The sequence below is a fragment of the Allobosea sp. genome (genome assembly GCF_017308015.1).
Taxonomy (GTDB): domain Bacteria; phylum Pseudomonadota; class Alphaproteobacteria; order Rhizobiales; family Beijerinckiaceae; genus Allobosea.
In genome coordinates this window covers 17,030-41,213 of sequence record NZ_JAFKFW010000007.1, presented here as the reverse complement: position 1 = coordinate 41,213, position 24,184 = coordinate 17,030, and the positions used below count along the sequence as shown (strand labels likewise).

Genomic DNA, 24,184 nt, shown 5'->3' with positions numbered 1-24,184 from the left:
GGGCTCCCATAGCATAACGCAGGGAGCCGGTCGCCGCCGAGGAAACTCTATGCCTTGTCGAGAAGGCGCTCCACCTTGGGCCGTTCGGCGGGGTCGATCAGGGCGGCGAGATAACGCGCGGCGATCGCGGCGGCATCGGGGCCGGCCCCTTCAAGCGCGCGGTTGATGCGCCTCGCCTGGAGACGCACGAGGCGCAGCGCCAGGTCCTGGCCGGAGGCCGTGGTGTGGAGATGGCGCTGGCGTTTGTCCTGCCGGCCGGTGCGCTGCTCGATATAGCCCTTCTCGACCAGTTCCTTGAGGACGCGGTTGAGGCTCTGCTTGGTGATCTGCAGGATGTCGAGCAATTCGGCGATGGTCAGCCCCGGCCGGCGCTGGACGAAGTGCAGCACGCGGTGATGGGCCCGGCCGAATCCGTAATCGGCGAGGATGCGGTCGGGGTCGCCGACGAAGTCGCGATAGGCGAAGAACAGGAGCTCGATCAGGTCGTGCGGCACGGCCTCGGAGGAGGGCCTGAGCGGCAGGTCGTCGATATCGGAGGGGGATAGGGCCAAAACGCGCGTCCAAAAATTTGGGTCAGCCTTATTGACATATCTCAGACGCAAGATTACCGGTCAAGGGCGCTGAGCGAACGATTATTTCAAAACGTGCCGCTGCGGCGCAGCTTTAGACTCGCGCTTGCGTTCCGAAAACGGCTGTGCCCGATTTCCGGAAACGAGCTCCCAGGAGAAGGTCCATGTCAGTCATTCCTTTCGACCAGCGCGACGGCGTCATCTGGTTCGACGGCAAGCTTGTGCCATGGAAGGACGCCCGGATTCACGTACTGACCCACGGGCTCCACTATGGCTCGTGCATCTTCGAGGGCGAGCGCTCCTATGACGGCGTGATCTACAAGTGCACCGAGCACTCGCAGCGCTTCCACAAGTCGGCCGAGATCATGGATTTCACGATCCCCTATTCGGTCGCCGAACTCGACGAGGCCAAGTACCTCTGCCTGAAGGAGAACGGTCTGAAGGACGCCTATATCCGTCCGGTCGCCTGGCGCGGCTCGGAGATGATGGCGGTCTCAGGCATGAACAACACAATTCACACCGCCATCGCCGTGTGGGAATGGCCGAGCATGTTCGACATGGCGGCGAAGCTGAAGGGCATCCGCCTCGACGTCGCGGATTATCGCCGGCCCGATCCTGCCTGCGCGCCGGTCCATGCCAAGGCCGCGGGCCTGTACATGATCTGCTCGCTCTCCAAGCACAAGGCCGAGCGCGCCGGCTATGCCGATGCGATGATGCTCGACTGGGAAGGCAATGTCGCCGAATGCACCGGCGCCAACATCTTCTTCATCAAGGACGGCGTGATCCATACGCCGCTGGCCGACCGCTTCCTGAACGGAATCACCCGCCAGTCGGTGATCGACCTCTGCCGCCAGCGCGGCTTCGAGGTGGTCGAGCGGCGCATCCGTCCGGAAGAGCTCGAGAGCTTCAACGAGTGCTTCATCACGGGCTCGGCTGCCGAGGTGACGCTGGTCTCCGAGATCGGCCCGTACAACTTCATCACTGGCAACATGGGCAAGGTGGTGATGGAAGATTATTCGGCGGCGGTGCGCTCGCAGACGAAGGCGGCGTGATCGTCCGCTAGCCTCACCCTTCGTTGTCGTTCCGGGGCGCGCCACAGGTGCGAACCCGGAATGGCAAAGGTGGTTCTGCATGAGATTCTCGGGTGGAAGCCTTAGCGCCGCCCGAGAATGACGCTGTTCACTTCCTTTTGCTGCGATACAGCGTGATCCAGTCCTCGGAGCCGATGCCGCGGCATTCGCCCATCATGCTGAGCTCGGTCTGGACGAAGGCGCTGCCGGTCCAGGCATAGCCGCCGGTCGCGCCGCAATCGCCGATGCCGCGGCCCTTGTCGGAAAAGGCGATATGGCCGGTGCGCGGATCGAAGCTCGCATTGGTCAGATCGTTGCGGCCATCCGCGAAGCTGAGCGGCACTGCCTTGGCAGGCTCGCCCTCGGGCATGATGAAAAACGAGGAGGACAGGTTGTAGGCGCCGCGCGAGCAGGCGAGTGCGACCAGCACGCGCTTGTTGCCGATCGCCCAGGCCTTATCTTGTTCAGCCAGAGCAGTATCGTCCTCGCAGGAATCGGGACTGCTCTTCTTCAATCCGGCACGCAGGCTGGCGGCCTGCTGCTTGCCGGTCTTCATATCGAGCATGGGCGGGGCCGGGACCGCTGCGACCACCGGCAGGGCCGGGGCCGGCGGCACGGCCGCATTCGTGCCCTTGCGGATGAGTGCCGCGGTCGTGCCGAGCCGGCCCTGCTGCTCGTCGATCCAGAGCATCGCCGCGACCGAGCCGGCGAGCGAGACGCTGCCGGTCAGGCCGGATGTCGTCACGCTCAGTTTCGTCGCCTTGCGCGCGGCGTCGATCAGCGCGGCCGTATCCTCGGCCGAGAATGTCAGCGTTGCCAGATCGGCATCGGCGGCAATGGCAAACGGCTTGCCGCCGGCAGGGAAGGCGGCGCCGTCGAGCTTGAGCTGGACCGTCCGCGGCGGCGTCTTCCAGTCGCCGCGCAGCCTGAGCCGGAGGCTTGCCGCTCCATCCGGGCCGGCGGGACGTTCGAGGTGCAGGTAGGCGATCGGGTCGGCTGTTTCGGCCGGCAACGAGACGGCCGTGCAGGTCTTGACATTGTCGCAGCCGGCCATCCAGTCGCGAAAGGTCTTCGGCTCCGGATCTGCTGCGAAGGCAACAGGCGAGAGCATGGCAAGGCCGATGCCAAGGGCCGCGCCCCTCAGGCCGTCAGGGTGCCAGGTCCCAGCGCTTCGCCGCATCGTCGTCATCCGCCTTGGCTTCGACCCAGCCGCCGAGCGTACCGTCGGCGCGGTGCTCGCGCTTCCAGAACGGAGCGCGGGTCTTGAGGTAGTCCATCATGAAATCAGCGGCCTCGAAGGCGGCGCGGCGATGGGCGGAGGCCGCCAGCACGAGCACAATCTGGTCGCCTGGCCTGACCAGTCCGTAGCGGTGGATCGCGACGAGCCCCATCAACGGCCAGCGTTCTACCGCCTCGGCGGCGACGCGGGCGATTTCGGCCTCTGCCATGCCGGGATAGTGCTCCAGCTCCAGCGCGGCGAGCGTGCCGGCCTCGTCGCGACAGAGCCCGATGAAGGAGACGACGGCGCCGATGTCGGCGCGGCCGGCCGGGAGCGCGTCGATCTCGTCCTGGAGCGAGAAATCCCCGCGCTGGATACGGACGAGGGGTGAGATCACGGTCTAGCCGCCCGTCATCGGCGGGAAGAAAGCGATCTCGCGAGCGTCCCCGAGCCGGGCCTGCGGCTTGGCGTGGACATGGTCGAGCGCGGCGCGCACGATTGCCTCATCGGAGAAGGCGGCCTCGTAACCCTCGCCGCGCGCCTTCAGCCAGCGCACGAGATCGGCGACGGTGGCGAGATCGGTGGGGATGTCGAGCGTCTCCTCGGGCAGGCCGACGCGCTCGCGCACCCAGGCGAAATAGACGATGCGGACGGGGCGCGCGCCCGTCGCGGCCTTAGCGATCGCGTTGCTCATGGCGTGCGCTCGTCCTCTTCGACGAGATAGCGGATGCCCGCGTTGAAATAGTCCCAGCCGGTATAGATCGTCAGGCCGGCGGCGGCCCAGAGCAGGACGATGCCGATCGTGGTATTGCCGGGCAGCACCTTGTCGCCGGCGGGGCCGGCGATGAGGAAGCCGAGCGCGAAGAGCTGCGCCGTCGTCTTCCACTTCGCGACCTTGCTGACGGGAACGCTGACTTTGAGGTCGGCGAGGAATTCGCGCAGGCCCGAGACGAGGATCTCGCGGCAGAGGATCACGATCGCGGCCCAGAGGGTCCAGCCCTCGATCTGGCCGGTATAGACCAGCATCAGCAGCAAGGCGGCGACGAGGAGCTTGTCGGCGATCGGATCGAGCATGCGGCCGATCGCCGATTGCTGGCTCCAGGCGCGGGCGATGTACCCGTCGAGATAGTCGGTGATGGCCGCGACAGTGTAGATTCCCAGCGCGAGCCAGCGCATCCAGTCGTCGCGCGGCCAGAACAGGATCGCCACCAGGGCCGGGATCGCCAGGATCCGCCCGTAGGTGAGAAGGTTGGGCAGCGACCAGGGGCCGCGCCGCCTGATGGCGTCTGGAAGAATCGTCACGGGATGCACCAAAGCAAGGCGGTGGCAGTAGCGTCAACACGCAACCGCGTGAATGTGGCAGAACTTCGCGACCGCGTCGCCTTCGAAGGTGGGCGTCCGAAGACGAAAACGGGCGTCCGCGAAAAAACGGTTCCGGTGCTTTTGCGGGCAGCACTACGCATCGTGAAAATAGTCATGCACGGCCTTGGCCGTCGCGGCATTGACGCCGGGCGTCCGCATGAGGTCGTCGAGCTTTGCACGCTGGATCGCTTTCACCGTGCCGAAATGCAGGAGCAGCGCGCGCTTGCGCGAGGGGCCGATGCCGGGAATCTCGTCGAGCGGGTTCTTCATCGTCTCGCGTTTGCGTTTGGCGCGGTGCGTGCCGATGGCGAAGCGGTGCGCCTCGTCGCGCAGGCGCTGGATGAAATAGAGCGCGGGATCGCGCGGCTGCAGCTTGAAGGGCTCGCGGCCCGCCATGTGAAAGGTCTCGCGCATGGCATTGCGATCCTCCCCCTTGGCGATGGCGACGAGCGGGATATCGGCGGCGCCGAGCTCCTTCATGATCTTGAGCGCGGCTGTGAGCTGGCCCTTGCCGCCGTCGACGATGACGAGATCGGGACGGGAGGGGAAGCCGTCCTCGTCCTTGCGCGGATTCGATGCCTTGCGGGCCTTCTTCCGCGGGCCTTCATCCTGGGCAGCGCCATCAGGCCTCTCGCCGAGGATGATCGTCGAGGCTCCTTCGGCCCCTGGAGCATCCTTTGAGGTGGCTGTGTCGGCGGTTTCGGCAGAATGAGGGCCGAGGGAGAAGCCTTCTTCCTTCGCCAGCTTCGCGAAACGGCGTGTCAGCACCTCCCGCATCATGCCGAAATCGTCGCCGGCGATGGTGTCGGCCGAGATGTTGAAGGTGCGGTACTGGTTTTTCACGAAGCCGTCCTGCCCCGCCACGATCATGCCGCCGACCGCGTTTGTGCCCATGATATGCGAGTTGTCGTAGACCTCGACCCGGCGCGGGGCCGTCTCCATGCCGAAGGCGGCGCCGAGCGCGGCGAGCAGCGCGCTTTGGCCGGCATTGTCGGCGAGCTTGCGAGCGAGAGCCTCACGGGCATTCTTGACGGCATGGGCCATGAGATCGGCACGCTCGCCGCGCTTGGGATGGGCGACCTCGACCTTGCGGCCCGCCCGGGCCGACAAGGCCTGGCCGATCAACTCGATCTCCTCGACCGGGTGCGAGAGCAGCACGAGGCGCGGCGGCGGTTTGTCGTCGTAGAACTGCGCGACGACGGAGGCGAGCACCTCGGCCGGCGTCAGGGAGCGATCGGCGCGGGGGAAGAGGGCGCGGTTGCCCCAGTTCTGGTGGTTGCGGAAGAAGAAGATCTCGACGCAGAACTGCCCGGCCTGCTCGTCGATGGCGAAGACATCCGCCTCCTCTACCCCTTGCGTGTTGATGTCCTGCCCGGCCTGCACGGCCGATAGTGCGGCGAGGCGGTCACGATAGCGGGCGGCCTTTTCGAACTCGAGTTCCTCCGCCGCTTCCTGCATCCGGGCGGAAAGAAGCTGCTTCACCGCCGAAGAGCGACCGGAGAGGAAGTCGCGCGCCTGGCTGGCGAGCGCCTGATAATCGGGGATCGAGATCTCGCCGGTGCAGGGAGCGGCGCAGCGCTTGATCTGGAAAAGCAGGCAGGGGCGCGTGCGGTTCTCGTAGAAGGAATCCGAGCAGGTGCGGATCAGGAAGGCCTTCTGCAGGGCATCGATGGTGCGCGTCACCGCCCAGACCGAGGCGAAGGGGCCGAAATAATCGCCCTTGCGCTGGCGCGAGCCGCGATGCTTCAGGATCGCCGGTGCGTCATGGTCGCCGGTCAGCAGGATGTAGGGGAACGACTTGTCGTCGCGCAGCAGCACGTTGTAGCGCGGCCTGAGCTGCTTGATCAGGTTCGACTCGAGCAGCAGCGCTTCGGTTTCGGTGCCGGTGGTGACGAACTCCATGTTGGCCGTCTCGGCGATCATCCGGGCGACGGCGTTGGTATGGGCCATGCCGCGCGCATAGGCGGTGACGCGGTTCTTCAGGCTCTTGGCCTTGCCCACATAGAGCACTTCGCCGGCGCGATCGAACATCCGGTAGACGCCGGGCCTGTTCGGCAGGTGCTTCGCGAATTGCTGGATGACCTCGATGCCCGCCTTGAGCGCGCCGGGCGCGGCTTCCGCGAGGACGAGCGCGGGCTCTGCGCCGGGGAGGATGTCCTCCTCGTCCTCGAACTCGTCCTGGGGCAGATCGTCCTGGCGTTCGCGACTCATGGCCTGCATGTAGGATGCCGGAGCGGCTTCGTCATGTCAGGAGGGACATCGATTCAAGATTGAATCAACTGCGGCGAGCTTCTCGGGCGTGGGACGGTTTCGAAAAGAATCCGCGATGGTTTCTGGAGGTTGTCTTTCGCCGCTGACGTCGCTCATTTTCGTTATCCTGAGATCGTCTTTCTGTTTTCGATTTGACATCGGGCCGATGAGCGCCTATCTGTTAAATTCGATTTAGGCCTGATGACTTGGCCATTCGCGCCCTTTGAGCGCGACATGCTGATGATTTTCTTCCTCTGATCGAATTCGCCGCCGCATGTTTTCCATGGGGCTTGGATAAGCATGTTTGCGGGAGGCTCCAATGGCTTCTGGTTCTGTCAAGTGGTTCAATGCCACCAAGGGTTTCGGTTTCATTCAGCCTGACGATGGCGGTCAGGACGTCTTCGTCCATATCAGCGCCGTCGAGCGCGCCGGTCTGCGCGATCTGCGCGACGGCCAGAAGATCTCCTACGAGATCGTTCAGGACAAGCGCTCGGGCAAGAGCTCGGCCGACAACCTGCAAGCTGAATAACTGCCGGGCGCGGAACGACGACGCTTTGAGGCGACCACGGATGTACTGGCGCCACGACACGAAGTTTCGCACCAAGCGGTAAGTGAAGGGTCGGGATCATCAAGCCCGGCCCTTTGTGCTTTCTGGAAAGGATGACCATGCAAGTTCTCGTCCGGGACAACAATGTCGACCAGGCGCTCCGCGTCCTGAAGAAGAAGCTGCAGCGCGAGGGCGTGTTTCGCGAGATGAAGCAGCGCCGTGAGTTCGAGAAGCCGTCCGAACGCCGTACGCGGGAGAAGGCCGAGGCGATCCGCCGCGCCAAGAAGGCCGCGCGCAAGCAGGCACAGCGCGAGGGTCTGCTGCCGGCGCCGAAGCGCAAGCAGCCCGTTGGCAGGGGCCGCCCCGGAGCCAATGCCGGAGCGAGTGCCGGGGCAGGAGCGCCACGCCCGGTCGCCGTCTGATCGGCGAGCGTCGATCCGTGCCTGTTGAGTAGGAGTTTCGCATGTCGAGCCGAAACATGAAGCTGGACGAGATCAAGGCACGGGCGCAGGCCGCGTTCGAGACGACCGAGCTGCGCCGGAAGGAAGCCCTCGAGGCCTGGCAGGCTCTCGAAGATCAGGCCAGCGCGGCCCGGCTCAAGACCGAGAAGCTGCGGGCGCTGCGCCTTGCCCGGGATGCCGAGGAGGCCGCGGCCAAGGCGGCGGCCTCTATGACCAAGGCAGCAGCGAAGCGTCCCAGCCGGGCTGCCGCGAAGTCGCTCTGACGTTCTTCTCTTGATGCGGCTTCCGCCCGACGGCCATCAGGTCGCCGTCGGGCATGCGGGCCGTATCGGGATGGAGGAACATGCGTGCGATGAATATTGCCTCTCCGTCTGCCGGCCGCATCATCCTGCTCAACGGAGCATCGAGCAGCGGAAAGTCCTCGTTGGCCCGCGCCATACAGGCCCGGATCGACCGGCCGTTCTGGCATATCTCGATCGACCATCTCCGCGATTCCGGCGTGCTGCCGACAACCCGGATCAAGAGCGGGGAGTTTGACTGGCGAGCCATGCGCGAAGCGTTCTTCCTCGGCTTCGAACGCTCGCTCCTCGCCTATGTCGAGGCCGGCAACGATCTCGTCGTCGAGCACATCATGGAAAGCGAGGCCTGGTTGCTGCGGCTTGCCGATACGCTCGCCGGCCAGGATGTCTTCTTCGTCGGCGTCCATTGCGCGCTGGAGGAGCTGGAACGCCGCGAGCGTGAGCGCGGCGACAGGCCGATCGGTGATGCCCGGCGCGACTTCCACCGCATCCATTCGTGGTGCGTCTACGATCTAGAGGTCGATGGGATGCGGGACCGCGACGCCAGTGCCGAGGCGGTCATCGCCGCATGGCGGACGCGCTCGCATCCCTCCGCGTTCGAACGATTGCGCCAGCGCCGCGACCAGGAGTGAGCCGGGCCTGTCCGACAGGTCGTCATGCCAACGGCGCGCCGGTATCGGCCCTGAACGCAGGGCGAGGGGACTGCCGTCAGCGCAGGACCAGGCCAATATGAGAGGGACAGGCCCACACCGCTCATAACGAGGATCGAAACCCATGTCCCAACCCGACGCCGTTCGCATCGTTCTCGCGTCTCGTCCGGCAGGTCGTCCCCTTCCGCAGAATTTCCGGCTGGAGCGCGCTGCGATCCCTGCGATCACCGATGGTCAGGTGCTGCTCAGGATCCTTTATCTCTCGCTCGACCCTTACATGCGCGGCCGGATGAGCGCAGCGAAATCCTATGCCGCCGCAACCGAGATCGGGCAGCCCATGGAAGGCGGGACCGTCGGCGAGGTCATCGAGAGCCGCGACCCGGGCTTCAAGCCGGGCGATATCGTGCTCTCGCATTCCGGCTGGCAGTCCTATGCGGTGGCCAATGCTGCGCAACTGCGCAAGCTCGACTCGAAAGCCGCGCCGCTGACGACTGCGCTCGGCGTGCTCGGCATGCCCGGCTTCACCGCCTATGCCGGGCTGTTGACCATCGGCCAGCCGAAGCCCGGCGAGACGGTCGTGGTTGCGGCGGCGAGCGGGCCGGTGGGCTCGGCCGTCGGGCAGATCGCCAAGATCAAGGGCGCGCGGGCGGTCGGCATTGCCGGCGGTCCCGGGAAATGCGCCTTCGTGCGCGACACCTTCGGTTTCGACGCGGTGATCGACCATCGCGATCCTGAGATGGCGAGGAAGCTCGCCGCGGCCTGCCCGGATGGTATCGACGTCTATTTCGAGAATGTCGGAGGGCATGTCTGGGATGCCGTCTTTCCGCTCCTCAACAGCTTCGCGCGCATCCCGGTCTGCGGTCTTGTCGCGCAGTACAATGCCAGCGGCGAATTTCCAGGGCCGGACCGGCTGCCGGGGATGATGCGCGACGTTCTCTCAAAGAGCCTGATGATCCGCGGCTTCATCCAGCGCGAATTCGCGGCCGCGCAGGCGCCGACCTTCCGGGAGGAGATGGCGCGCTGGATCGCCGAGGGCGCGGTCAAGTACAAGGAAGACATCGTCACGGGGCTGGAGAACGCGCCGGAAGCCTTCATCGGCCTGCTGGAAGGCAAGAATTTCGGCAAGCTGATCGTCGAGCTCTGAACGAGGGCGCCACGCGCCAGCCTTTTTCCTTGACCATTGAGCGGGCGCGCGGCCATCTCGCCGCGCCCGCCACCGGACTTTGCCATGCCCGTCTTCGCCGTTCCCTTTCCGATGATCGACCCCGTCGCGGTTCAGCTCGGACCCTTGGCGATCAAATGGTACGGGCTCGCCTATGTCGTCGGCCTGCTCGGGGGCTGGTGGTATGCGCGCAAGCTCGTCGCCTCGGACGCGCTCTGGGGCGGGCGGGCGCGACCTCAAGCCGTCGAGCTCGACGACATGCTGCTTTTCGTCGCCTTCGGCGTGGTGCTCGGCGGGCGGATCGGCTTCGTGCTGTTCTACGATCTCGCGCGCTATCTCGAACGTCCGCAGGATATCTTCGCGATCTGGCAGGGTGGCATGTCCTTCCATGGTGGCTTGATCGGTGCGACGCTGGGCCTGTGGCTCTTCGCGAAGCGGCGCGGCTATCCGGCGCTGTCGGTGTTCGATCTTGCCGCGGCGGTGGTGCCGATCGGACTCCTGCTCGGACGTATCGCCAATTTCATCAATGGCGAACTCTGGGGCCGGCCGGCGCCTGATTTCCCCTATGCGATGGTTTTCCCGAATGGCGGGCCGCTGCCGCGCCATCCCAGCCAGCTCTACGAGGCTTTTGCAGAGGGCTTGCTGCTCTTCGTGCTGGTGAACCTCCTGGTCCGGTTCGGCGGCTTCAAACGGCCGGGCTTCGTCGCCGGCGTCTTCGGCATGGGCTATGCGGTCGCCCGGATCGTCTGCGAGTTTTTCCGCGAGCCCGATCCGCAGCTCGGCTTCCTGTTCGGGACCTCGGTCGACGCACTCTCCGGCGGCATCACCATGGGCATGCTGCTCTCGCTGCCGGTGTTCTTCGCCGGCCTGTGGCTGGTGCTGCGCAGCAAGCGCGAAATGCCGGGCGAGGCGCGGGCGTGACCACGCTCAAGGCCGAGATCCTCGATCTGGTCCGGCAGGAGGGGCCGATCGGCATCGGCCGCTACATGGCGCTGGCGCTCGGCCATCCCCGCCACGGCTACTACATGACGCGCGATCCCCTGGGGGCGGGGGGCGATTTCACAACGTCGCCGGAAATCAGCCAGATGTTCGGCGAGCTGATCGGGCTTTGGGCCGCCCATGCCTGGCAGGCGATGGGGGCGCCGGCACGCTTCCGGCTCATCGAGTTCGGGCCCGGGCGTGGAACGCTGATGGCCGATATCCTTCGGGCGACGCGGATCGTGTCCGGTTTCCACGCGGCGCTGTCCGTTCATCTCGTAGAGACCAGCCCGGTGCTGCGCGGCCGGCAGGCGACGGCGCTGAATGGGTTCGAGCCGTTCTGGCACGACACGGTTGCCGGTGCACTCGACGGCCCTGTCATCGTGGTCGCCAACGAGTTCCTCGATGCCCTGCCGCTCGACCAGTTCGTGATGACGCCGGAGGGCTGGCGGGAGCGTCTGGTGGGGCTCGGCGATGATGGCGAGCTCGCTTTCGGTCTTGCCGCGGCCTGTGAAGGGACGCTGCGAATCGCGGCTCCGGTCGGCTCCGTGTTCGAGCAGCCTGCCGTCGCCCTCGATATCGCCGCACAAATCGCCGGCCATATCGCGTCGGCCGGCGGGGCGGCGCTGCTCATCGATTACGGCTCGGAGCGTTCGGGTTTCGGCGATACGCTGCAGGCGATGAAGCGGCATGAATTCGTGGAGCCGCTCGCAGAGCCCGGCGAGGCGGATCTCACCGTCCATGTCGATTTCGAGCGGATAGGGCAGGCCGCGCTGAAGGCCGGCGCCGCACTTCATGGGCCGGTGACGCAGCGCGACTTCATGCTGGCACTGGGGCTGCCGCAGCGGGCGCAGGCGCTGTCGCTCAAGGCGAGCCCCGACCAGCGCGCCGCGATCTCCGCGGCCTTCGACCGTTTGATTGCGACGGGCGAGACCGGCATGGGGGATTTGTTCAAGGTTCTCGCGCTATCGCAGCGGAACTTGCCGCCTCTGCCCGGATTTGACCTTCATAGGCTGCCAGATCGGGGCTGAACCCAGCGTGGCCTCTCGCGGCCGCGCGCTAACCGGATCGCCACGCCCATGTTCATCACCGCCCGCGAACTCGCCGGAGAAGCCGGCATCCGTCACGCCTTCTTCACCCGCGAGGGCGGCTCCTCGACCGGCATCTATGCATCGCTGAACGGCGGGCTCGGCTCGGCCGACGATCCGGCGGCGATTGCGCAGAACCGGGCGCGGATGGCGCGACATCTCGAAGTCGCGCCGGAAAACCTGATCAGCCTCTACCAGGTGCATTCCGCCGATGTGGAGGTGGTCACGGGACCGTGGCCGGGCGATCGCCCCAAGGCCGATGCCATGGTGACGACAGCATCCCATGTCGCGCTCGGTATCTCCACCGCCGATTGCGGGCCGATCCTCTTTGCCGACAGCGAGGCGCGGGTGATCGGCGCTGCGCATTCGGGCTGGAAGGGTGCGTTCACCGGTATCGTCGGTGCAACGGTGACGGCGATGGAGAAGCTTGGCGCACGGCGCGAGCGCATCACCGCCGTGCTCGGCCCGACGATCAGCGCCAAGGCCTACGAGGTCGGGCCGGAATTCATCGAGCGCTTCAAGGCGGAGAACCGGACCTATGCGCGCTTCTTCACATCCTCCGAGCGCGCTGCGCATGCGATGTTCGACCTGCCGGCTTTCATCGGGCTCAAGGCGCAGGAGGCGGGAATCGGCCGATTCGTCGACATGGGCCTGTGCACCTATGGCGACGAAAAGCGCTTCTTCAGCTACCGGCGCACGACCCATCGCGGCGAGCCCGATTACGGCCGCCTGATCTCGGCTATCGCTCTGGACTGAGCAAATAGCGGTTGATGGAACGCTGCGGCGGCTTGTCGCATCGCTCCTGCCGATACATCGTCCCACTGCCGGAGGAATGCATCGCTTCCTCGCGGGCGTGTGTCCTCAGGCGATGCATCCAGATGCGGGAGCCGAGATGGAACAGATTCTGATGAACCTGATCGCTGGCGCGATCGGCGGCAATGCGGCCGGCAAGGCGAGCCCGAGCTTCGACCTGGGGACGCTCGGCAACACGATTGCCGGTCTCATCGGCGGTGGTGCGCTCGGGCAACTGATCCCGATCCTGCTGCCGGCGATCAGCGCGGCTGCGCAGGGCGGCAATCTCAGCGTCGGAGGCATCCTGACCAATCTGATCTCGGGCGGCGCCGGCGGCGCGATCCTGACCGCGATCGTCGGGGCGCTGAAGAACAAGGCGGCTTGAGGCGGTACGCTGCCTGACGTGATCAGCCGACGATGTCCGGCGTGCGCCAGCCGAGATGCTGGCCGGCATCGACGGCGATCATCTGGCCGGTCACGGTGCTGGCGCGCGCCAGATAGAGCACGGCTTCGGCGATCTCCTCCGGCAGGACCCGGCGCCCCAGCAATGTTCCCGCAGCCTCCTGCTCCAATCGGTTCGCACCGTCATAGCTGTTGGGGAAGGTCGGACCGGGGCCGACGGCGTTGACGCGGATTCGCGGGGCCAGTGCCTGAGCGAGTGTTTGGGTTGCGGTGAGCAGGGCGGCCTTGGTCAAGGTGTAGGAATAATACTGCGGTGTCAGCTTCCAGACGCGCTGGTCGACGATGTTGACAACCGCTCCCTTCGCGTCGGCGGGCAGGTGTTCCGCCATGATGCCGACCAATTGAGAGGGCGCGCGCAGGTTGATGGAGAACTGACGATTCCAGGTGGCGATGTCGAGCGAGCGGACATCGTCGGCGACGAAGCTCGCGGCATTGTTGACGAGAAGCGTAACGGGCCCCAGTGCCGCCTCCGCAGCGGGAATCAGGGTCGCTACCGCGGCCGGGTCGACCAGATCGGCAGTCAGCAGGCAGGCCTTGGCCCCATTCGCTTCGAGCTTTTTCAGGAGGGCTTCGGCATCCTCGCGGCTGTCGCCGTGGTGGATCGCGACGGCATAGCCGGCAGCCGCCAGCTTTTCGACGATGGCGCGGCCTATCCGCCGGGCGCCGCCCGTGACCAGAGCGACCTCAGCCATTGCGGCCATCGTCATTCGCGGGAGGAGACGCTGGCTGGGCGGAAGCCCGCTTTTGCAGGCGGCGCTCCCAATGCTTGGCGACGCGCAGGTAGCGATAAAAGGCATAGTTCATCGCGGTCATGAACCCGTAGATGCCGCGCAGCGCGTGGCGGCGACCGATATAGGCCTTGAGGAAATTGGCGGGGAACTCGACGACGAGCCGGAAGACGGAGAGCGTTGCGCCGCGCGCGTCGAGATCGTCGGCCTGGGCGTCGCTATAGGCGTTGAGCTTGTCCATCTGCTCGCCGAGAGAGCGGACAGAGAAATGATGCACTGTTCCGCGCAGGCGTCCGACGCGCGCGTCCGGGGCCAGATCGACCCTGTCGTGGACGGGCGAAGCCGAGTAGCGGCCCTTGCTCTTCCGATAGAGACGCACGGGCGAGAGCGCATAGGCGAAGCGGTGCGGCGCTCCTTCGCCCGGAAAGATCTCGGCGATTCTCACCTTGTAGGCATCCCGCGGCGGCGCCCCAGCCGCGAACAGGGCGGAAATCTCCGCGGCGAGATCGGGCGGGATGACTTCGTCGGCGTCGAGATTGAGCAGCCAGTCATGGCGGCACTGCTCCTCGGCGAATCGTTTCTGCTGGCCGTAGCCCGGCCAGGCATTGGAGATGACACGGGCACCGAGCGACTCGGCCAGGGTCTGTGTGCCGTCGGTCGAGCCGGAATCGACGACGACGATGTCGTCGCTCAGTCCTCGCGCCGCTTCGAGCGTGCGGCCGATCCGGTCCGCTTCGTTCTGGGTGATGATGAAAATCGAAAGGGGCGGCACGGTTCTTCTTCGGTTCCTGTCGTCTTAAGGCTTAAGCACGCTCGGCCCGGAGCGGCAAGACAGTCCGAAAAAGCGGGAGGCGGCCGGGGAACCTTGGGAAAGCTGTGGCGTTTGTAGGCCGGGCCACATTCCTACGCCAGCGGGCGGTCGGGCTATTATTAGTATTCGATTTACCATGATGGCTAGTCGCTGGTAGGTTAACTTGTTTTTACCTGTTTGCGTTCAGTTATCGCATTCGTGCCGCATTTCTGCCGCGGTCTGCAAGGCAGATGTGCTTCCGATGCAACAGACAAAGCCGGCGCCCGGTCTTATAACGGGTCCATCGAAATCAACCGCCGGGTTTTCCGGCGTCAGCGACGACTAAGGAGTTTGTCATGAAGAAGTATCTGCTTGCGAGCGTTGCCGCGCTCGGTCTCGTCGCCGCTGGCGCCGCTTCGGCCGCTGACCTGCCGTCCCGCAAGGGCCCGGTCGCTGCCCCGGTCTACATGCCGCCGGTGTTCTCCTGGACCGGTTTCTACCTCGGTGCCAACGCCGGCTACGGCTGGGGCAACGTGAACGCCGGCAGCGTCTGGAACGGCCGCACGGTTTCGATCGGCAACACCGACGGCTTCGTCGGCGGCGGTCAGATCGGCTACAACTACCAGATGGGCCAGTTCGTTCTCGGCCTCGAGGCGGACCTCCAGGCCGCTGACCTGAGCACCGGCACCAACGCTTTCGGTGATCGCGTCAAGACCGACTACTTCGGCACGGTTCGCGCTCGCGTCGGCGTCGCCTTCGACCGGTTCATGCCCTACGTCACCGGTGGTTGGGCTTACGGCAACGTGAAGACCACGATCGGCGGCTTCGGCTCGACCGACAAGTCCCACACCGGCGGTTATGCCCTCGGCGGCGGTCTTGAGTATGCCGTCACCAACAACATCATCGCTGGCGTCGAGTACCTGTACGTCGACCTTGGCGAGAAGAGCGTGCTCAACTCGGGCGTCAAGATCGGCAACGACTTCTCGGTCGTCCGCGCTCGCCTCAGCTACAAGTTCTGATCCTCTCCTTCCGGAGACAGAACGGACCCGGTGGCCTCGGCCACCGGGTTTTTTGTTGTCCGATCGCCTGTCTTCCGCCGCTGCGGGACGAAAAAAAGCCGGCGACCAAGATCGCCGGCTTCGAAATGGTTCTGGCTGTTTGCGACGTGGTCGCGCCGGTCAACCCTTGAAGCGGGTCGCTTCGAAAGCGGGAACGCGGGCGGCGAAATCGTCGAGCCAGGCGACGAGCTTGGGGTGGCCTGTACGCCATTGCCCCTCGAAACGCAGGTCGAGATAGCCCAATACGCAGGCGAGCGCGATCTCGCCGATGCGGGGGCGGTCCGCAAAGGCCGGCGGAGCCGCTTCGAGCGCTGCCAGTCCGCGCGCAACCTTGCCCTCCTGATGCGCGACCCAGTTGGCGTTGCGGGCCTCCTCCGGGCGGAAACGCCCTTCATAGACCTTGAGCAATGCGGCGTCGCAGATACCGTCGGCGAGGGCCTGCAGCCGCAGTTGGGCGAAGCGGGCCTCGCCGCCCGGGATCAGCTTGCCGCCGCTGAGATGGTCGAGATAATCGACGATGACGCGGGAATCGAACAGCGTCGTTCCGTCCTCCAGCACCAGGGTCGGGATCTTGCCGAGCGGGTTCTGCTGGCGCAGCGCCTCCGCCGGATCGGTCGTATCCGCCGGCACGATCTCGATGCGTTCCATCAGTCCGAGTTCGATGGCCGCCATCTTGACCTTGCGGCCGAACGGGGAGGCAGGAGAGGAGCGCAGGACGAGCATCGGCAGAATCCTTGATGCGGGGCGAAGAACGAGCGATCAGCCGTCGGGGCGGATCGTCTCGCAGTGATAGCGCGGCCGTGGCCCCTGGGCGAGCCGTTCCGTCAGGGCCGGCAGCAGCGTTTCCGCCTCCTCGGCCAACCGCCAGGGCGGGTTGACGACGAGGAGCCCGGTCGCGCTGAGGCCTCCCGCGGCTTCCGGACGATCGACATCGATCTCCAGGCGCAGAAGCCGGCCGATGCCGGCCTCGTCGATCGCATCCATCAGGGACCCGACTCCGCTGCTGCCTTTGATCGGATACCAGAGCGCATAGATTCCGGTCGGCCATTTGCGATGCGCCGCGATGAACTGCGCCGCGAGCGTGGCGAACTCGTCCTTCTCCTCGAAAGGCGGATCGATCAGGACGAGGCCGCGGCGTTCCTTCGGCGGAACATTGGCCCTGAGGGCCGTCCAGCCGTCGATGGCGAGCGGTATGCAGCGCCTGTCGCGGCCGATCGCTTCGGTGAGTTTCCTGTAGGTCGGAGGATGCAGTTCGGCGGCGACCAGCCGGTCGTCGGGCCGCATCGCGTGGCGGCAGAGCCAGGGCGAGCCGGGATAGGTGCCGGAGCCGTGGAGCGCGCGGGCGCCTTCAAGCGCGGCGCGATAGGGAGCGAGCAGGGCCTCGACCGCGGGGGATAGAGGTGAGCGGTCGATCCGCGCCACGCCATCCTTCCATTCATGGGTCCTGAGCGCTTCGTCCGAATCGAGATCGTAACGGCCGCTGCCGGCATGGGTGTCGATGATCCGATAGGGAGTCGGCTTGGCGTTGAGATGCAGCAGGATGCGCGTCAACACGACATGCTTCAGCACATCGGCGAAGTTTCCGGCGTGAAAGCCATGACGATAGTTCATGCCGCAGTTGGTAGAGGAAGCGGTCGCCGACCGGAAGCAACAAAATCCTGCGATGCGGCGCTCAGCGCGGCGCGACAACCGTGAATTCGCGTGCGCGGCAGCCGGAGCGGTCGACCTGCTGGCAGGAGCGGAAATTGCGCAGATCCCGGGTCAGGCAGATCTTCACCTCCTGCAGTACGCCGCGCCTGCAGGCGACGGACATCATGTCCGGGCGCAGGCCCGGATTGGCGGCGGCGAAGGCGCGTTCGAGGTCGATCACGGTCCAGGTCTGGTCGCGCTCGGCCTTGGCCAGGATCGGCGGGATCGAGACCTTCTCGCGGGCGCGGCGAACATCGCGGAAATAGTCGCTCGGGCTGGAGCCCGTGCAGGTGCCGTGCTTGCGCCACTGGTAGCGGGCGAGGCCCTCGGTGGGGAACAGGCCTGCCGCCTGTTCCATCGCGATCCGCGAGGGAGTGCGGCCGGCGGGCCCGCATTCGCTGGGGTAGCCACGCTCGTTCTGTGGCCAGAGCCCGTGCACGACGAAGCGCAGGCCGGCGCCTTCGCCGCATTGCTCGCGGTTCCGCATCTGATCGCCGTCGAGCTCGCAGAAACCCGGCGACCATGACAGCGCCAGGACATAGAAATCGAAATCGCCCGGCGCGCCGCCACGCTGGCCGAAGCCTTGGGCATGACCGGTTCCGGCGTAGCCGAACAACACCAGAGCCGCGATCGCCAGCCGTTTCATCATCGGACGAGCCGTCGTCAGGGGCGCGCCATCTTGCAGTCGGGCGCGTAGGAGCGCTGCCGGTCGAGGCCGTTCACGCACCAGTTGACGTTCCAGGTCAGGCCGAAGAAACCGAGATTCTCGCGCACGGAATAGTCGACGCGGCGGAATTTGCCGTCGTTCAGCAGCACGCGGCCGCTGCAGAAGCGCCGCGGGATGAAGTCGGCGCCCCAGCTCCGGTAGCCGATCTGCGAAATGCGGTCATAGGACAGAGCCTGGAGCGGGCCCCAATAGGTGTCCTCGCGCGAATTGAAGCGGCTGGTGACCTCGCTCAGCACGGCAGGGTCGTCGCAGCCGGGAAGGTTGCCGTACATTGCGAAGGTGCGGTTCTCCGCCCGGTCCAGGGGGTGGACGAAACGGCCGTTCGCGGCGCTGGCCGCGAAGCCCGTGAGGCAGGCGAAGGAAACAAGGGCGGTTCGCAGCAGGGCGCGGCGCATGGAATCAAGCCTCGTATGGGAGGGCGAAGATGCCGCGCACGATGGCTGTGCACGCGCCGAGGGTCAAGGCGTCGAGCCATCGGCGGGATGCCATCCTGAAACGCGGGCTGGTGCGGACTGGCTGCCCCGGAGCGATGCACCACGATCGGGTCGGCCATATCACCGCCGGGCAGGCCAAGGGCGGCCGATGGCGACGCGGCCGGCATCGGGCGCTCTCGACAAGGCGCCCCCGGGGCAAGGCGTGTCAGGGTGCTCCGGCGCCGGTCGTTTCGAGTACGGCCGGTGTCGTGGAGGTCCTGCGTTCGAGAATAAGCAGGAAGAGACCGGCGGCAACGATCAGCGCCGCGCCGCAGAGCATCGCCGGCGTCGGCCAGTCGCCGAAGACGAGCCAGCCGAAGACCAGCGCCCAGACGATCAGCGTGTACTGATAGGGCACGACGACCGAGGCTTCCGCCAGCTTGAGCGAGCGGGTGACGCAGATATGCGCGCCCATCGCGACGATGCCGAGCAAGGCGAGGAGAGCGGTATCCTTCAGCGTCGGCGTCACCCAGCCGAAGGGCAGGAGCGCCAGCCCCATCAGGAGGGCGCCGAGCGTCTGCCAGACGACCAGCGTGACATCGGGGGTGCCGCGCAACTGGCGCCCAGCGATCATCATCGCGGCGAAGAGGAAGCTGCCGAGCACGGCGATCAGCGCGGGCATCGACAGGCTCGCGCCGCTCGGATTGAGCGAGACCGCGACGCCCGTGAAGCCCAGCGCGATGGCGAGCCAGCGACGGCCGTCGATGCGTTCGCCGAGGAGCAATGCCGCGAGGATCACCACCCACACCGGCGCTGCCAGCCAGATCGTCATCGCGTCGGCGAGCGGCAGATACGTCACGGCAAGATAGAACAGCGCGACCTCGCCCGAGCTGAACATTACGCGCAGGGCCTGCAGGCCGGGACGCTCGGGCCGGAATGTCCTGCGCACGCCCTGTCTGAAGACGAAGGGCAGGATGACGACGAGCGCGGCGAGGCTGCGCACCAGCAGGAGCTGGCCGACCGTGTAGGTCGCGACCAGCCACTTGCCCATCACGTCGTTGAGCGAAAACAGCAGGATGCCGAGCAGCATCATGGCGATGCCGGCGAGCGAGGCGTTGCGGGTGGTCATGTCGGGTGAAAGGGCTCCAAGGCGTGCCACCACTGGCGGAGTTGGATGTGTGTGGCAATCCGCGTTTCGACATGGCTCCGTTGCTTCAAAAATTAATCTTTGACTTAATTAAGTTGTAGATTAATTATCTGCCTATGGATCGTTTCGCCGCCCTTGCCGACCCGACACGCCGCAGCATCGTCGAGATGCTGGGCGCGCGGGCGCTCTCCGCAGGGGAGATCGGCGCCTGTTTCAGTGCCAGTGCGCCGGCAATCTCGCAGCATCTGAAGGTGTTGCGCGAAGCCGGGCTGGTGACGGTCGAGGTCCGCGGACAGCAGCGGATCTACCGGCTCGATCCGGCGGGGCTCGAAGCGTTCGATGCCTGGCTGCGCAAGGTCAGGCGTTTCTGGGGGCGCCATCTCGATCTTCTGGAACGGGAACTCGCAGAACCCGGAGCACCGGACTGAATGGCGCGTTCGGTCCGGCACTCCGGTTTTTTATTTGCATCGGCTTTTCCGAAAACCGCGTCCGACCTGTCGGGCCGCTGCCCTCGACCAAGCAAGGGAGGTCTCCGATGAACGAATATGGCGTCGTGCTGGAAAGCGGCGCGGTGCGCTTCGAGCGCCTGCTGCCGGGGCCTGTGGAACGGGTCTGGTCCTATCTTATCGAGTCGGAGAAGCGCGGCCGCTGGCTGGCCGCTGGCGTGTTCGACCTGCGCGTCGGCGGCCGTACGGAAATGCTGTTCAGGCATTCGCAGATCACCGACGAGGCCCCGCCAGAATGCTATCGCGAGGTCCACGAGAACGGCGTGCGCGCGACCGGCACGATCACGCGCTACGAGCCGCCGCGGATCATCGCCTTCACCTGGGGCGGTGGCGGCGAGCCGGAATCCGAGGTCGAATTCGAACTCGTGCCGAAGGAGGAGAAGGTGCTGCTGGTGCTGACCCATCGCAAGCTCCCGAGCAAGGCGGAGATGACCAACGTTTCGGGTGGCTGGCACATGCATCTGGGCTTGCTGGAGGATGTGCTCGGCGGCAGCCCGCGACGCGGATTCTGGTCGCAGTTCAAGGTGCTGGAAACCGAGTATGCGGCGCGCTACGCCGACCTGCCCGAGCCGGGACGGGGCTGATCAGAGACTTGCCGCCGCCCGTGCCGCCTGGTCGTACTGGCCGGAGAGCGAGCGCATCGCGGCGGCGATCTCGGACAGGTGAGCGGGATCGGCGCCGGTGGCGCGGATGGACTTGACCAGAAGCTGCTCGCGGATCTGGGCATAGCGCCGGCAGGCTTCCTCGCCCGCCGGGGTGACCTCGACGGTCTTCTCCTTGCCCTTGCGACCGCCCTTCAGCAATTTCAGCCGTTCGAGCTTCTTCAGAGAGTAATTCACCAGATGCGTGTCCTCGATATTGAGGACGAGGCAGATATCGGCGAGCCGCTTGGCCTTGCCGCGGTGATTGACGTTATGCAGCACGAGCACGTCGAGCGGCGAGAGATCGGCGATGCCGGCTGCCGCCATGCAGCGGATCATCCAGCGCTGGAAGGCATGCACCGTCATGCTCAGCGCGAACTCGAATTCCGAAAGTGCCGGCAGCGCCCCCGAGGCGAGATGGCCGGAGGAGACGATCGGGCCAAGGTCGTCGGGGGAGGGGGAGGTCATCGGGCGCGATCATCCTGAACAACAAACGGGGTCATCCCGGGCAGGCCGCGCAAGCGGCGCCGATTCCGGGATGACCGTACGCCTGATTTGAAGCGTGGCGGCGTCGTTCGCTTCACATCTTCTTGTAGGCGTCGACGATGGCCTGACCTTCGGCGCCGGCTTTCTTCAGCCAGTCGGCGGTCAGGGTCTCGCCGGCCTTCTTGAAGCCGGCGGCCAGTGCCGGCGAGGGCGCCTGCACCTTCATGCCCTTGGCCTTGAGCTGGTCGAGATACCAGCCGGCCTTCTCCTGCCACATCTTCCAGCCGCGTTCCTCGGCGGTCGCCGCAGCCTTGAGGATCGCATCTTGCGTCGTCTTGTCGAGAGCGTTGAAGGCGGCCTTGTTGACGAAAGTTGCGTCCTTCGGAATCCAGGCCTGGACGTCATAGAAATGGCTCAGGGATTCCCAAGCCTTGGAATCATAGCCGGTGCCGCCCGACGACATGAAGGAATTGACCACGCCAGTCGCCAGCGCCTGGGGCAGCTCAGCAGCCTGGATCGTGACCGACTGCATGCCGAGCAGTTCGCCGAGGCGGGCGGTGCCGACATTATAGGAGCGCCACTTCAGCCCCTTCATGTCCTCGATCGTGTTGATGTCCTTCTTGGTATAGACGCCCTGCGGTGCCCAGGGGACCATGAAGAGGAGCTTGATGCCCTGGGCATCGAGCTTCTTCTCGATCGCGGCCTTGGAGGCCGTGTAGAGCTTGCGGGAATCGGCAAAGGACGTCGCCAGGAACGGAACGACGTCGATGCCGAAGACCGGGTCCTCGTTCTCGTGCAGGGAAATCAGGACCTCACCCATCTGGGCCTGGCCCGAGGCGACCGCGCGCTTGATTTCGGGTGCCTTGAACAGCGAAGCGTTCGGATGGACTGTGATCTGCAGCTTGCCCGACGTCGCCGCCTCGACATCCTTGGCGAAGAGCGCGAGGTTCTCGCTATGCGGATTGTCGGACGGATACGCCGCAGGAAGATTCCACTTCGTCTGCGCCGAAGCCGGCATGGCGAAGGCGAGCGTGCTGACGCCGAAGGCGAAGATCGCGGCCGTCATATGTCTGCGGTTGATCATGTCATTCCCTCTCTTGCTTGTGGTGGTTGGGCCTTGGCTCAGTCCGGGAAGGCGAGCTTCGGCAGGTAGAGCACGATCTGCGGGAAGGTCGTGATGATGATGACGGCGATGTTGAGCAGAATGAAGAATGGAAATGCGGCCTTCGCAATCGTCATCGTGTCCTTGCCGCTCATGTTCTGCAGCACGAACAGGTTGAAGCCGACGGGCGGAGTGATCTGCGCCATCTCGACATGGATGACGAGATAGACGCCGAACCAGACGAGGTCGAAGCCCGCTTCCTTCACCATCGGCAAGACGATGACGGCGGTCAGCACAATCATCGAGATGCCGTCGATGAGGCAGCCGAGGATGATGTACATGCAGGTCAGCGCCAGCACGAGCATGTGCGGGGAGAGCGACTGGCCCTTGACCCAGTCGGCGAGCGCCGCCGGGATTCCGGTATAGGCCATGGCCGCCGTGCAGAAGGCGGCGCCGGCCAGGATCAGCATGATCATGCAGGTCAGCCGCGTCGCGCTCATCACGCTTTCGAAGAAGGTCTGCCAGGTCAGCGTGCCGCTCCACCAGGCCAGCACCAGCGCGCCGGTGACGCCCCAGGCGGCGCATTCGGTCGCGGTCGCGAAGCCGAGCACCAGCGAAAGGAAGACGGCCGCGATCAGCAGTAGGCATGGTGCGAGATTGGCCGACTGGCGGACCTTGGCCATCAGGGACATCGGCGGATCGCGCGGCGGCACCTTCCCCGGGTTCGCCCATGACCAGATGATGACATAGCCCATATAGAGCGCCATCACGAGCAGGCCGGGCAGGAAGCCGCCGAGGAAGACCTGCAGGACCGAAACGTTGGCGGTGACGGCGTAGACCACCATCGGGATCGACGGCGGGATCAGCAGGCCGAGCGTGCCGGAGCCGGCGAGCGTGCCGATGCTGATGCCCTCGTCATAGCCGCGCTTTTTCAGCTCAGGCAGGGCGATCTTGCCGATGGTGGCGCAGGTCGCCGCCGATGAGCCGGAGACGGCGGCGAAGATGCCGCAACCGACGATATTGGTATGCACGAGGCGGCCGGGCAGCCATTGCAGCCAGGGCGAGAGGCCCTGAAACATCTGGGCCGAGAGCCGGGTGCGGAACAGGATTTCGCCCATCCAGATGAAGAGCGGCAGTGCGGCCAGCGTCCAGGACGCGGAGGCGCTCCAGACCGTGGTGGCGAGCACCTGGCCGATCGGGATGTCGGTGACGAGCAACATCGCCAGCAGGCCGACGAGGCCGAGGCCCACAGCGATCCAGACGCCGCTGGCGAGGATCAGGACGAGAAAGCCGAGCAGGACGAACGCGAGAAGGGGAAGGCTCATGGTCAGACGCCTCCGCCCTGCGCGACGCGCTCGATCAGTTCCTCCGTCGTCTTCGGCGGCTCGGGCTCATAGGTCGGCTTGCCGCCGCGCGCGACGATCAGCCATTCCTCGATGACGGCGATGAGCAGAATCGCGAGACCCAGCACCATGCCGAGCTGCGGAATCCAGAGCGGAACCGAGATCACGCCCGTCGACATGTCGAAAAATCGCCAGGAATCATGGGCGAGCTGGCCGGCCTGCCAGGTGAAATAGGCGATGAAGGCCGCGGCGATGCTGAGGGAGACCAGTTCCGCGATGCGGCGGGTCGGGCCGCGCAGTCGCTCCAGCAGCAGTCCCACGCGGATCATCTCGCCGCGCTTGAAGGTGTGGGCGAGGCCGAGGAAGGCCATGGCGACCAGCGACCAGCCGGCGAAGTCGTCGCCGGAAGGGACATTGAGATTGATCTCGCGCCCGACGGACAGGAGCATCATCAGAACGAAGATCGAGATCAGGAAGAAGCCGGCGAGATAGCCTGCAAGCAGATAGAGCGTATCGAGCGTTCGGCGGATCATGGGGCGAGGTGCTCCCGCCGGGGGGGAGCGCATGCACGCCCGGTTGCCAGGATTGCTCGCATCGTCGCATCCTCCGCTTTTGCGCCGGCCCGGCCCCTCAGCCATGTTCCGG

General features: G+C 65.6%; 30 protein-coding genes. 13 read left to right on the top strand and 17 right to left on the bottom strand.

The features are described 5' to 3' along the window. Positions 1-47 precede the first annotated feature (47 nt). Complete coding sequence (locus tag J0I42_RS08030) at positions 48-551, bottom strand: MarR family winged helix-turn-helix transcriptional regulator (protein ID WP_465247660.1); 504 nt, start codon at positions 549-551, stop codon at positions 48-50. A gap of 182 nt (positions 552-733) precedes the next feature. Here J0I42_RS08030 and J0I42_RS08025 point away from each other — a divergent pair, with 182 nt between their 5' ends. Next, complete coding sequence (locus tag J0I42_RS08025) at positions 734-1,621, top strand: branched-chain amino acid aminotransferase (RefSeq protein ID WP_291654306.1); 888 nt, start codon at positions 734-736, stop codon at positions 1,619-1,621. 127 nt (positions 1,622-1,748) lie between these two features. On the opposite strand, the gene J0I42_RS08020 is transcribed toward J0I42_RS08025, so the two are convergent. The 5 genes from J0I42_RS08020 to uvrC all read right to left on the bottom strand — a co-directional run bounded on the left by J0I42_RS08020 (position 1,749) and on the right by uvrC (position 6,431). Further along, positions 1,749-2,819 (bottom strand): DUF1176 domain-containing protein, encoded by a 1,071-nt coding sequence (locus tag J0I42_RS08020; protein WP_291654305.1) that lies wholly within the window; start codon positions 2,817-2,819, stop codon positions 1,749-1,751. After that, on the bottom strand, positions 2,788-3,255 hold the full coding sequence (locus J0I42_RS08015) for a molybdenum cofactor biosynthesis protein MoaE (RefSeq protein ID WP_291654304.1): 468 nt from the start codon (positions 3,253-3,255) through the stop codon (positions 2,788-2,790). Before J0I42_RS08015 ends, J0I42_RS08020 begins: the two co-directional genes overlap by 32 nt. A 3-nt stretch (positions 3,256-3,258) precedes the next feature. Next, positions 3,259-3,552: a molybdopterin converting factor subunit 1 gene (gene moaD / locus J0I42_RS08010; RefSeq protein WP_291654303.1), complete on the bottom strand. Its 294-nt coding sequence runs from the start codon at positions 3,550-3,552 to the stop codon at positions 3,259-3,261. Continuing rightward, on the bottom strand, positions 3,549-4,160 hold the full coding sequence (gene pgsA, locus J0I42_RS08005; protein WP_291654302.1) for a CDP-diacylglycerol--glycerol-3-phosphate 3-phosphatidyltransferase: 612 nt from the start codon (positions 4,158-4,160) through the stop codon (positions 3,549-3,551). Before pgsA ends, moaD begins: the two co-directional genes overlap by 4 nt. Positions 4,161-4,313: 153 nt before the next feature. Further along, positions 4,314-6,431 carry an excinuclease ABC subunit UvrC gene (uvrC, locus tag J0I42_RS08000; protein ID WP_291654301.1) on the bottom strand — a complete coding sequence of 706 codons (2,118 nt, stop codon included), beginning with the start codon at positions 6,429-6,431 and terminating at the stop codon, positions 4,314-4,316. 358 nt (positions 6,432-6,789) lie between these two features. Here uvrC and J0I42_RS07995 point away from each other — a divergent pair, with 358 nt between their 5' ends. From J0I42_RS07995 to J0I42_RS07955, 9 genes are all read left to right on the top strand, one after another. Continuing rightward, complete coding sequence (locus tag J0I42_RS07995; RefSeq protein WP_199092300.1) at positions 6,790-6,999, top strand: cold-shock protein; 210 nt, start codon at positions 6,790-6,792, stop codon at positions 6,997-6,999. A 137-nt stretch (positions 7,000-7,136) separates the two neighbouring features. Further along, positions 7,137-7,439, top strand: a complete 303-nt coding sequence (gene rpsU, locus J0I42_RS07990) for a 30S ribosomal protein S21 (RefSeq protein ID WP_291654300.1) — start codon at positions 7,137-7,139, stop codon at positions 7,437-7,439. 41 nt (positions 7,440-7,480) lie between these two features. Continuing rightward, the gene (locus J0I42_RS07985) at positions 7,481-7,741 is read left to right on the top strand and encodes a hypothetical protein (RefSeq protein WP_291654299.1); all 261 of its coding nucleotides are present in this window, start codon (positions 7,481-7,483) and stop codon (positions 7,739-7,741) included. Positions 7,742-7,830: 89 nt separating this feature from the next. Next, a complete protein-coding gene (locus J0I42_RS07980) occupies positions 7,831-8,409 on the top strand; it encodes a chloramphenicol phosphotransferase CPT family protein (RefSeq protein WP_291654298.1) in 579 nt (192 codons plus the stop codon). A gap of 142 nt (positions 8,410-8,551) precedes the next feature. After that, positions 8,552-9,571, top strand: coding sequence for an NADP-dependent oxidoreductase (locus J0I42_RS07975; protein ID WP_291654297.1), 1,020 nt, complete (start codon positions 8,552-8,554; stop codon positions 9,569-9,571). 84 nt (positions 9,572-9,655) lie between these two features. Continuing rightward, positions 9,656-10,510: a prolipoprotein diacylglyceryl transferase gene (lgt, locus tag J0I42_RS07970; RefSeq protein ID WP_291654296.1), complete on the top strand. Its 855-nt coding sequence runs from the start codon at positions 9,656-9,658 to the stop codon at positions 10,508-10,510. Further along, a complete protein-coding gene (locus J0I42_RS07965; protein ID WP_291654295.1) occupies positions 10,507-11,598 on the top strand; it encodes a class I SAM-dependent methyltransferase in 1,092 nt (363 codons plus the stop codon). Before lgt ends, J0I42_RS07965 begins: the two co-directional genes overlap by 4 nt. A gap of 48 nt (positions 11,599-11,646) precedes the next feature. Then, a complete protein-coding gene (gene pgeF / locus J0I42_RS07960; protein WP_291654294.1) occupies positions 11,647-12,411 on the top strand; it encodes a peptidoglycan editing factor PgeF in 765 nt (254 codons plus the stop codon). A 136-nt stretch (positions 12,412-12,547) separates the two neighbouring features. After that, positions 12,548-12,832 (top strand): hypothetical protein, encoded by a 285-nt coding sequence (locus J0I42_RS07955; protein WP_291654293.1) that lies wholly within the window; start codon positions 12,548-12,550, stop codon positions 12,830-12,832. Between the two features lie 22 nt (positions 12,833-12,854). On the opposite strand, the gene J0I42_RS07950 is transcribed toward J0I42_RS07955, so the two are convergent. Then, positions 12,855-13,601, bottom strand: coding sequence for an SDR family oxidoreductase (locus tag J0I42_RS07950; RefSeq protein ID WP_291654292.1), 747 nt, complete (start codon positions 13,599-13,601; stop codon positions 12,855-12,857). After that, positions 13,594-14,409: a glycosyltransferase family 2 protein gene (locus J0I42_RS07945; RefSeq protein ID WP_291654291.1), complete on the bottom strand. Its 816-nt coding sequence runs from the start codon at positions 14,407-14,409 to the stop codon at positions 13,594-13,596. Before J0I42_RS07945 ends, J0I42_RS07950 begins: the two co-directional genes overlap by 8 nt. Positions 14,410-14,783: 374 nt before the next feature. Here J0I42_RS07945 and J0I42_RS07940 point away from each other — a divergent pair, with 374 nt between their 5' ends. Beyond that, positions 14,784-15,446, top strand: a complete 663-nt coding sequence (locus tag J0I42_RS07940; RefSeq protein WP_291654290.1) for an outer membrane protein — start codon at positions 14,784-14,786, stop codon at positions 15,444-15,446. 159 nt (positions 15,447-15,605) lie between these two features. Here the strand turns inward: J0I42_RS07940 and J0I42_RS07935 are convergent, their stop codons facing one another. From J0I42_RS07935 to J0I42_RS07915, 5 genes are all read right to left on the bottom strand, one after another. After that, a complete protein-coding gene (locus J0I42_RS07935; protein ID WP_291654289.1) occupies positions 15,606-16,208 on the bottom strand; it encodes a glutathione S-transferase in 603 nt (200 codons plus the stop codon). Positions 16,209-16,244: 36 nt separating this feature from the next. After that, entirely contained in the window at positions 16,245-17,096 is an 852-nt protein-coding gene (locus tag J0I42_RS07930; RefSeq protein ID WP_291654288.1) for a 23S rRNA (adenine(2030)-N(6))-methyltransferase RlmJ, read from the bottom strand. A gap of 61 nt (positions 17,097-17,157) precedes the next feature. Then, positions 17,158-17,823, bottom strand: a complete 666-nt coding sequence (locus tag J0I42_RS07925) for a ribonuclease T2 family protein (protein WP_291654287.1) — start codon at positions 17,821-17,823, stop codon at positions 17,158-17,160. Between the two features lie 14 nt (positions 17,824-17,837). Further along, a complete protein-coding gene (locus tag J0I42_RS07920; RefSeq protein ID WP_291654286.1) occupies positions 17,838-18,296 on the bottom strand; it encodes a hypothetical protein in 459 nt (152 codons plus the stop codon). Between the two features lie 244 nt (positions 18,297-18,540). Further along, positions 18,541-19,443, bottom strand: a complete 903-nt coding sequence (locus J0I42_RS07915; RefSeq protein ID WP_291654285.1) for a DMT family transporter — start codon at positions 19,441-19,443, stop codon at positions 18,541-18,543. A 134-nt stretch (positions 19,444-19,577) separates the two neighbouring features. Here J0I42_RS07915 and J0I42_RS07910 point away from each other — a divergent pair, with 134 nt between their 5' ends. Further along, positions 19,578-19,889, top strand: coding sequence for a metalloregulator ArsR/SmtB family transcription factor (locus tag J0I42_RS07910; protein WP_291654284.1), 312 nt, complete (start codon positions 19,578-19,580; stop codon positions 19,887-19,889). Positions 19,890-19,996: 107 nt separating this feature from the next. Continuing rightward, on the top strand, positions 19,997-20,551 hold the full coding sequence (locus J0I42_RS07905; RefSeq protein WP_291654283.1) for an SRPBCC family protein: 555 nt from the start codon (positions 19,997-19,999) through the stop codon (positions 20,549-20,551). Here J0I42_RS07905 and J0I42_RS07900 read toward each other — a convergent pair whose 3' ends face one another. The 4 genes from J0I42_RS07900 to J0I42_RS07885 all read right to left on the bottom strand — a co-directional run bounded on the left by J0I42_RS07900 (position 20,552) and on the right by J0I42_RS07885 (position 24,072). Beyond that, positions 20,552-21,076: a winged helix DNA-binding protein gene (locus J0I42_RS07900; protein WP_291654282.1), complete on the bottom strand. Its 525-nt coding sequence runs from the start codon at positions 21,074-21,076 to the stop codon at positions 20,552-20,554. Between the two features lie 112 nt (positions 21,077-21,188). Next, positions 21,189-22,160 carry a TRAP transporter substrate-binding protein gene (locus tag J0I42_RS07895; RefSeq protein ID WP_291654425.1) on the bottom strand — a complete coding sequence of 324 codons (972 nt, stop codon included), beginning with the start codon at positions 22,158-22,160 and terminating at the stop codon, positions 21,189-21,191. Positions 22,161-22,216: 56 nt separating this feature from the next. After that, entirely contained in the window at positions 22,217-23,521 is a 1,305-nt protein-coding gene (locus J0I42_RS07890) for a TRAP transporter large permease (protein WP_291654281.1), read from the bottom strand. A 2-nt stretch (positions 23,522-23,523) separates the two neighbouring features. Then, positions 23,524-24,072, bottom strand: a complete 549-nt coding sequence (locus J0I42_RS07885) for a TRAP transporter small permease (protein ID WP_291654280.1) — start codon at positions 24,070-24,072, stop codon at positions 23,524-23,526. Positions 24,073-24,184: the final 112 nt, after the last annotated feature.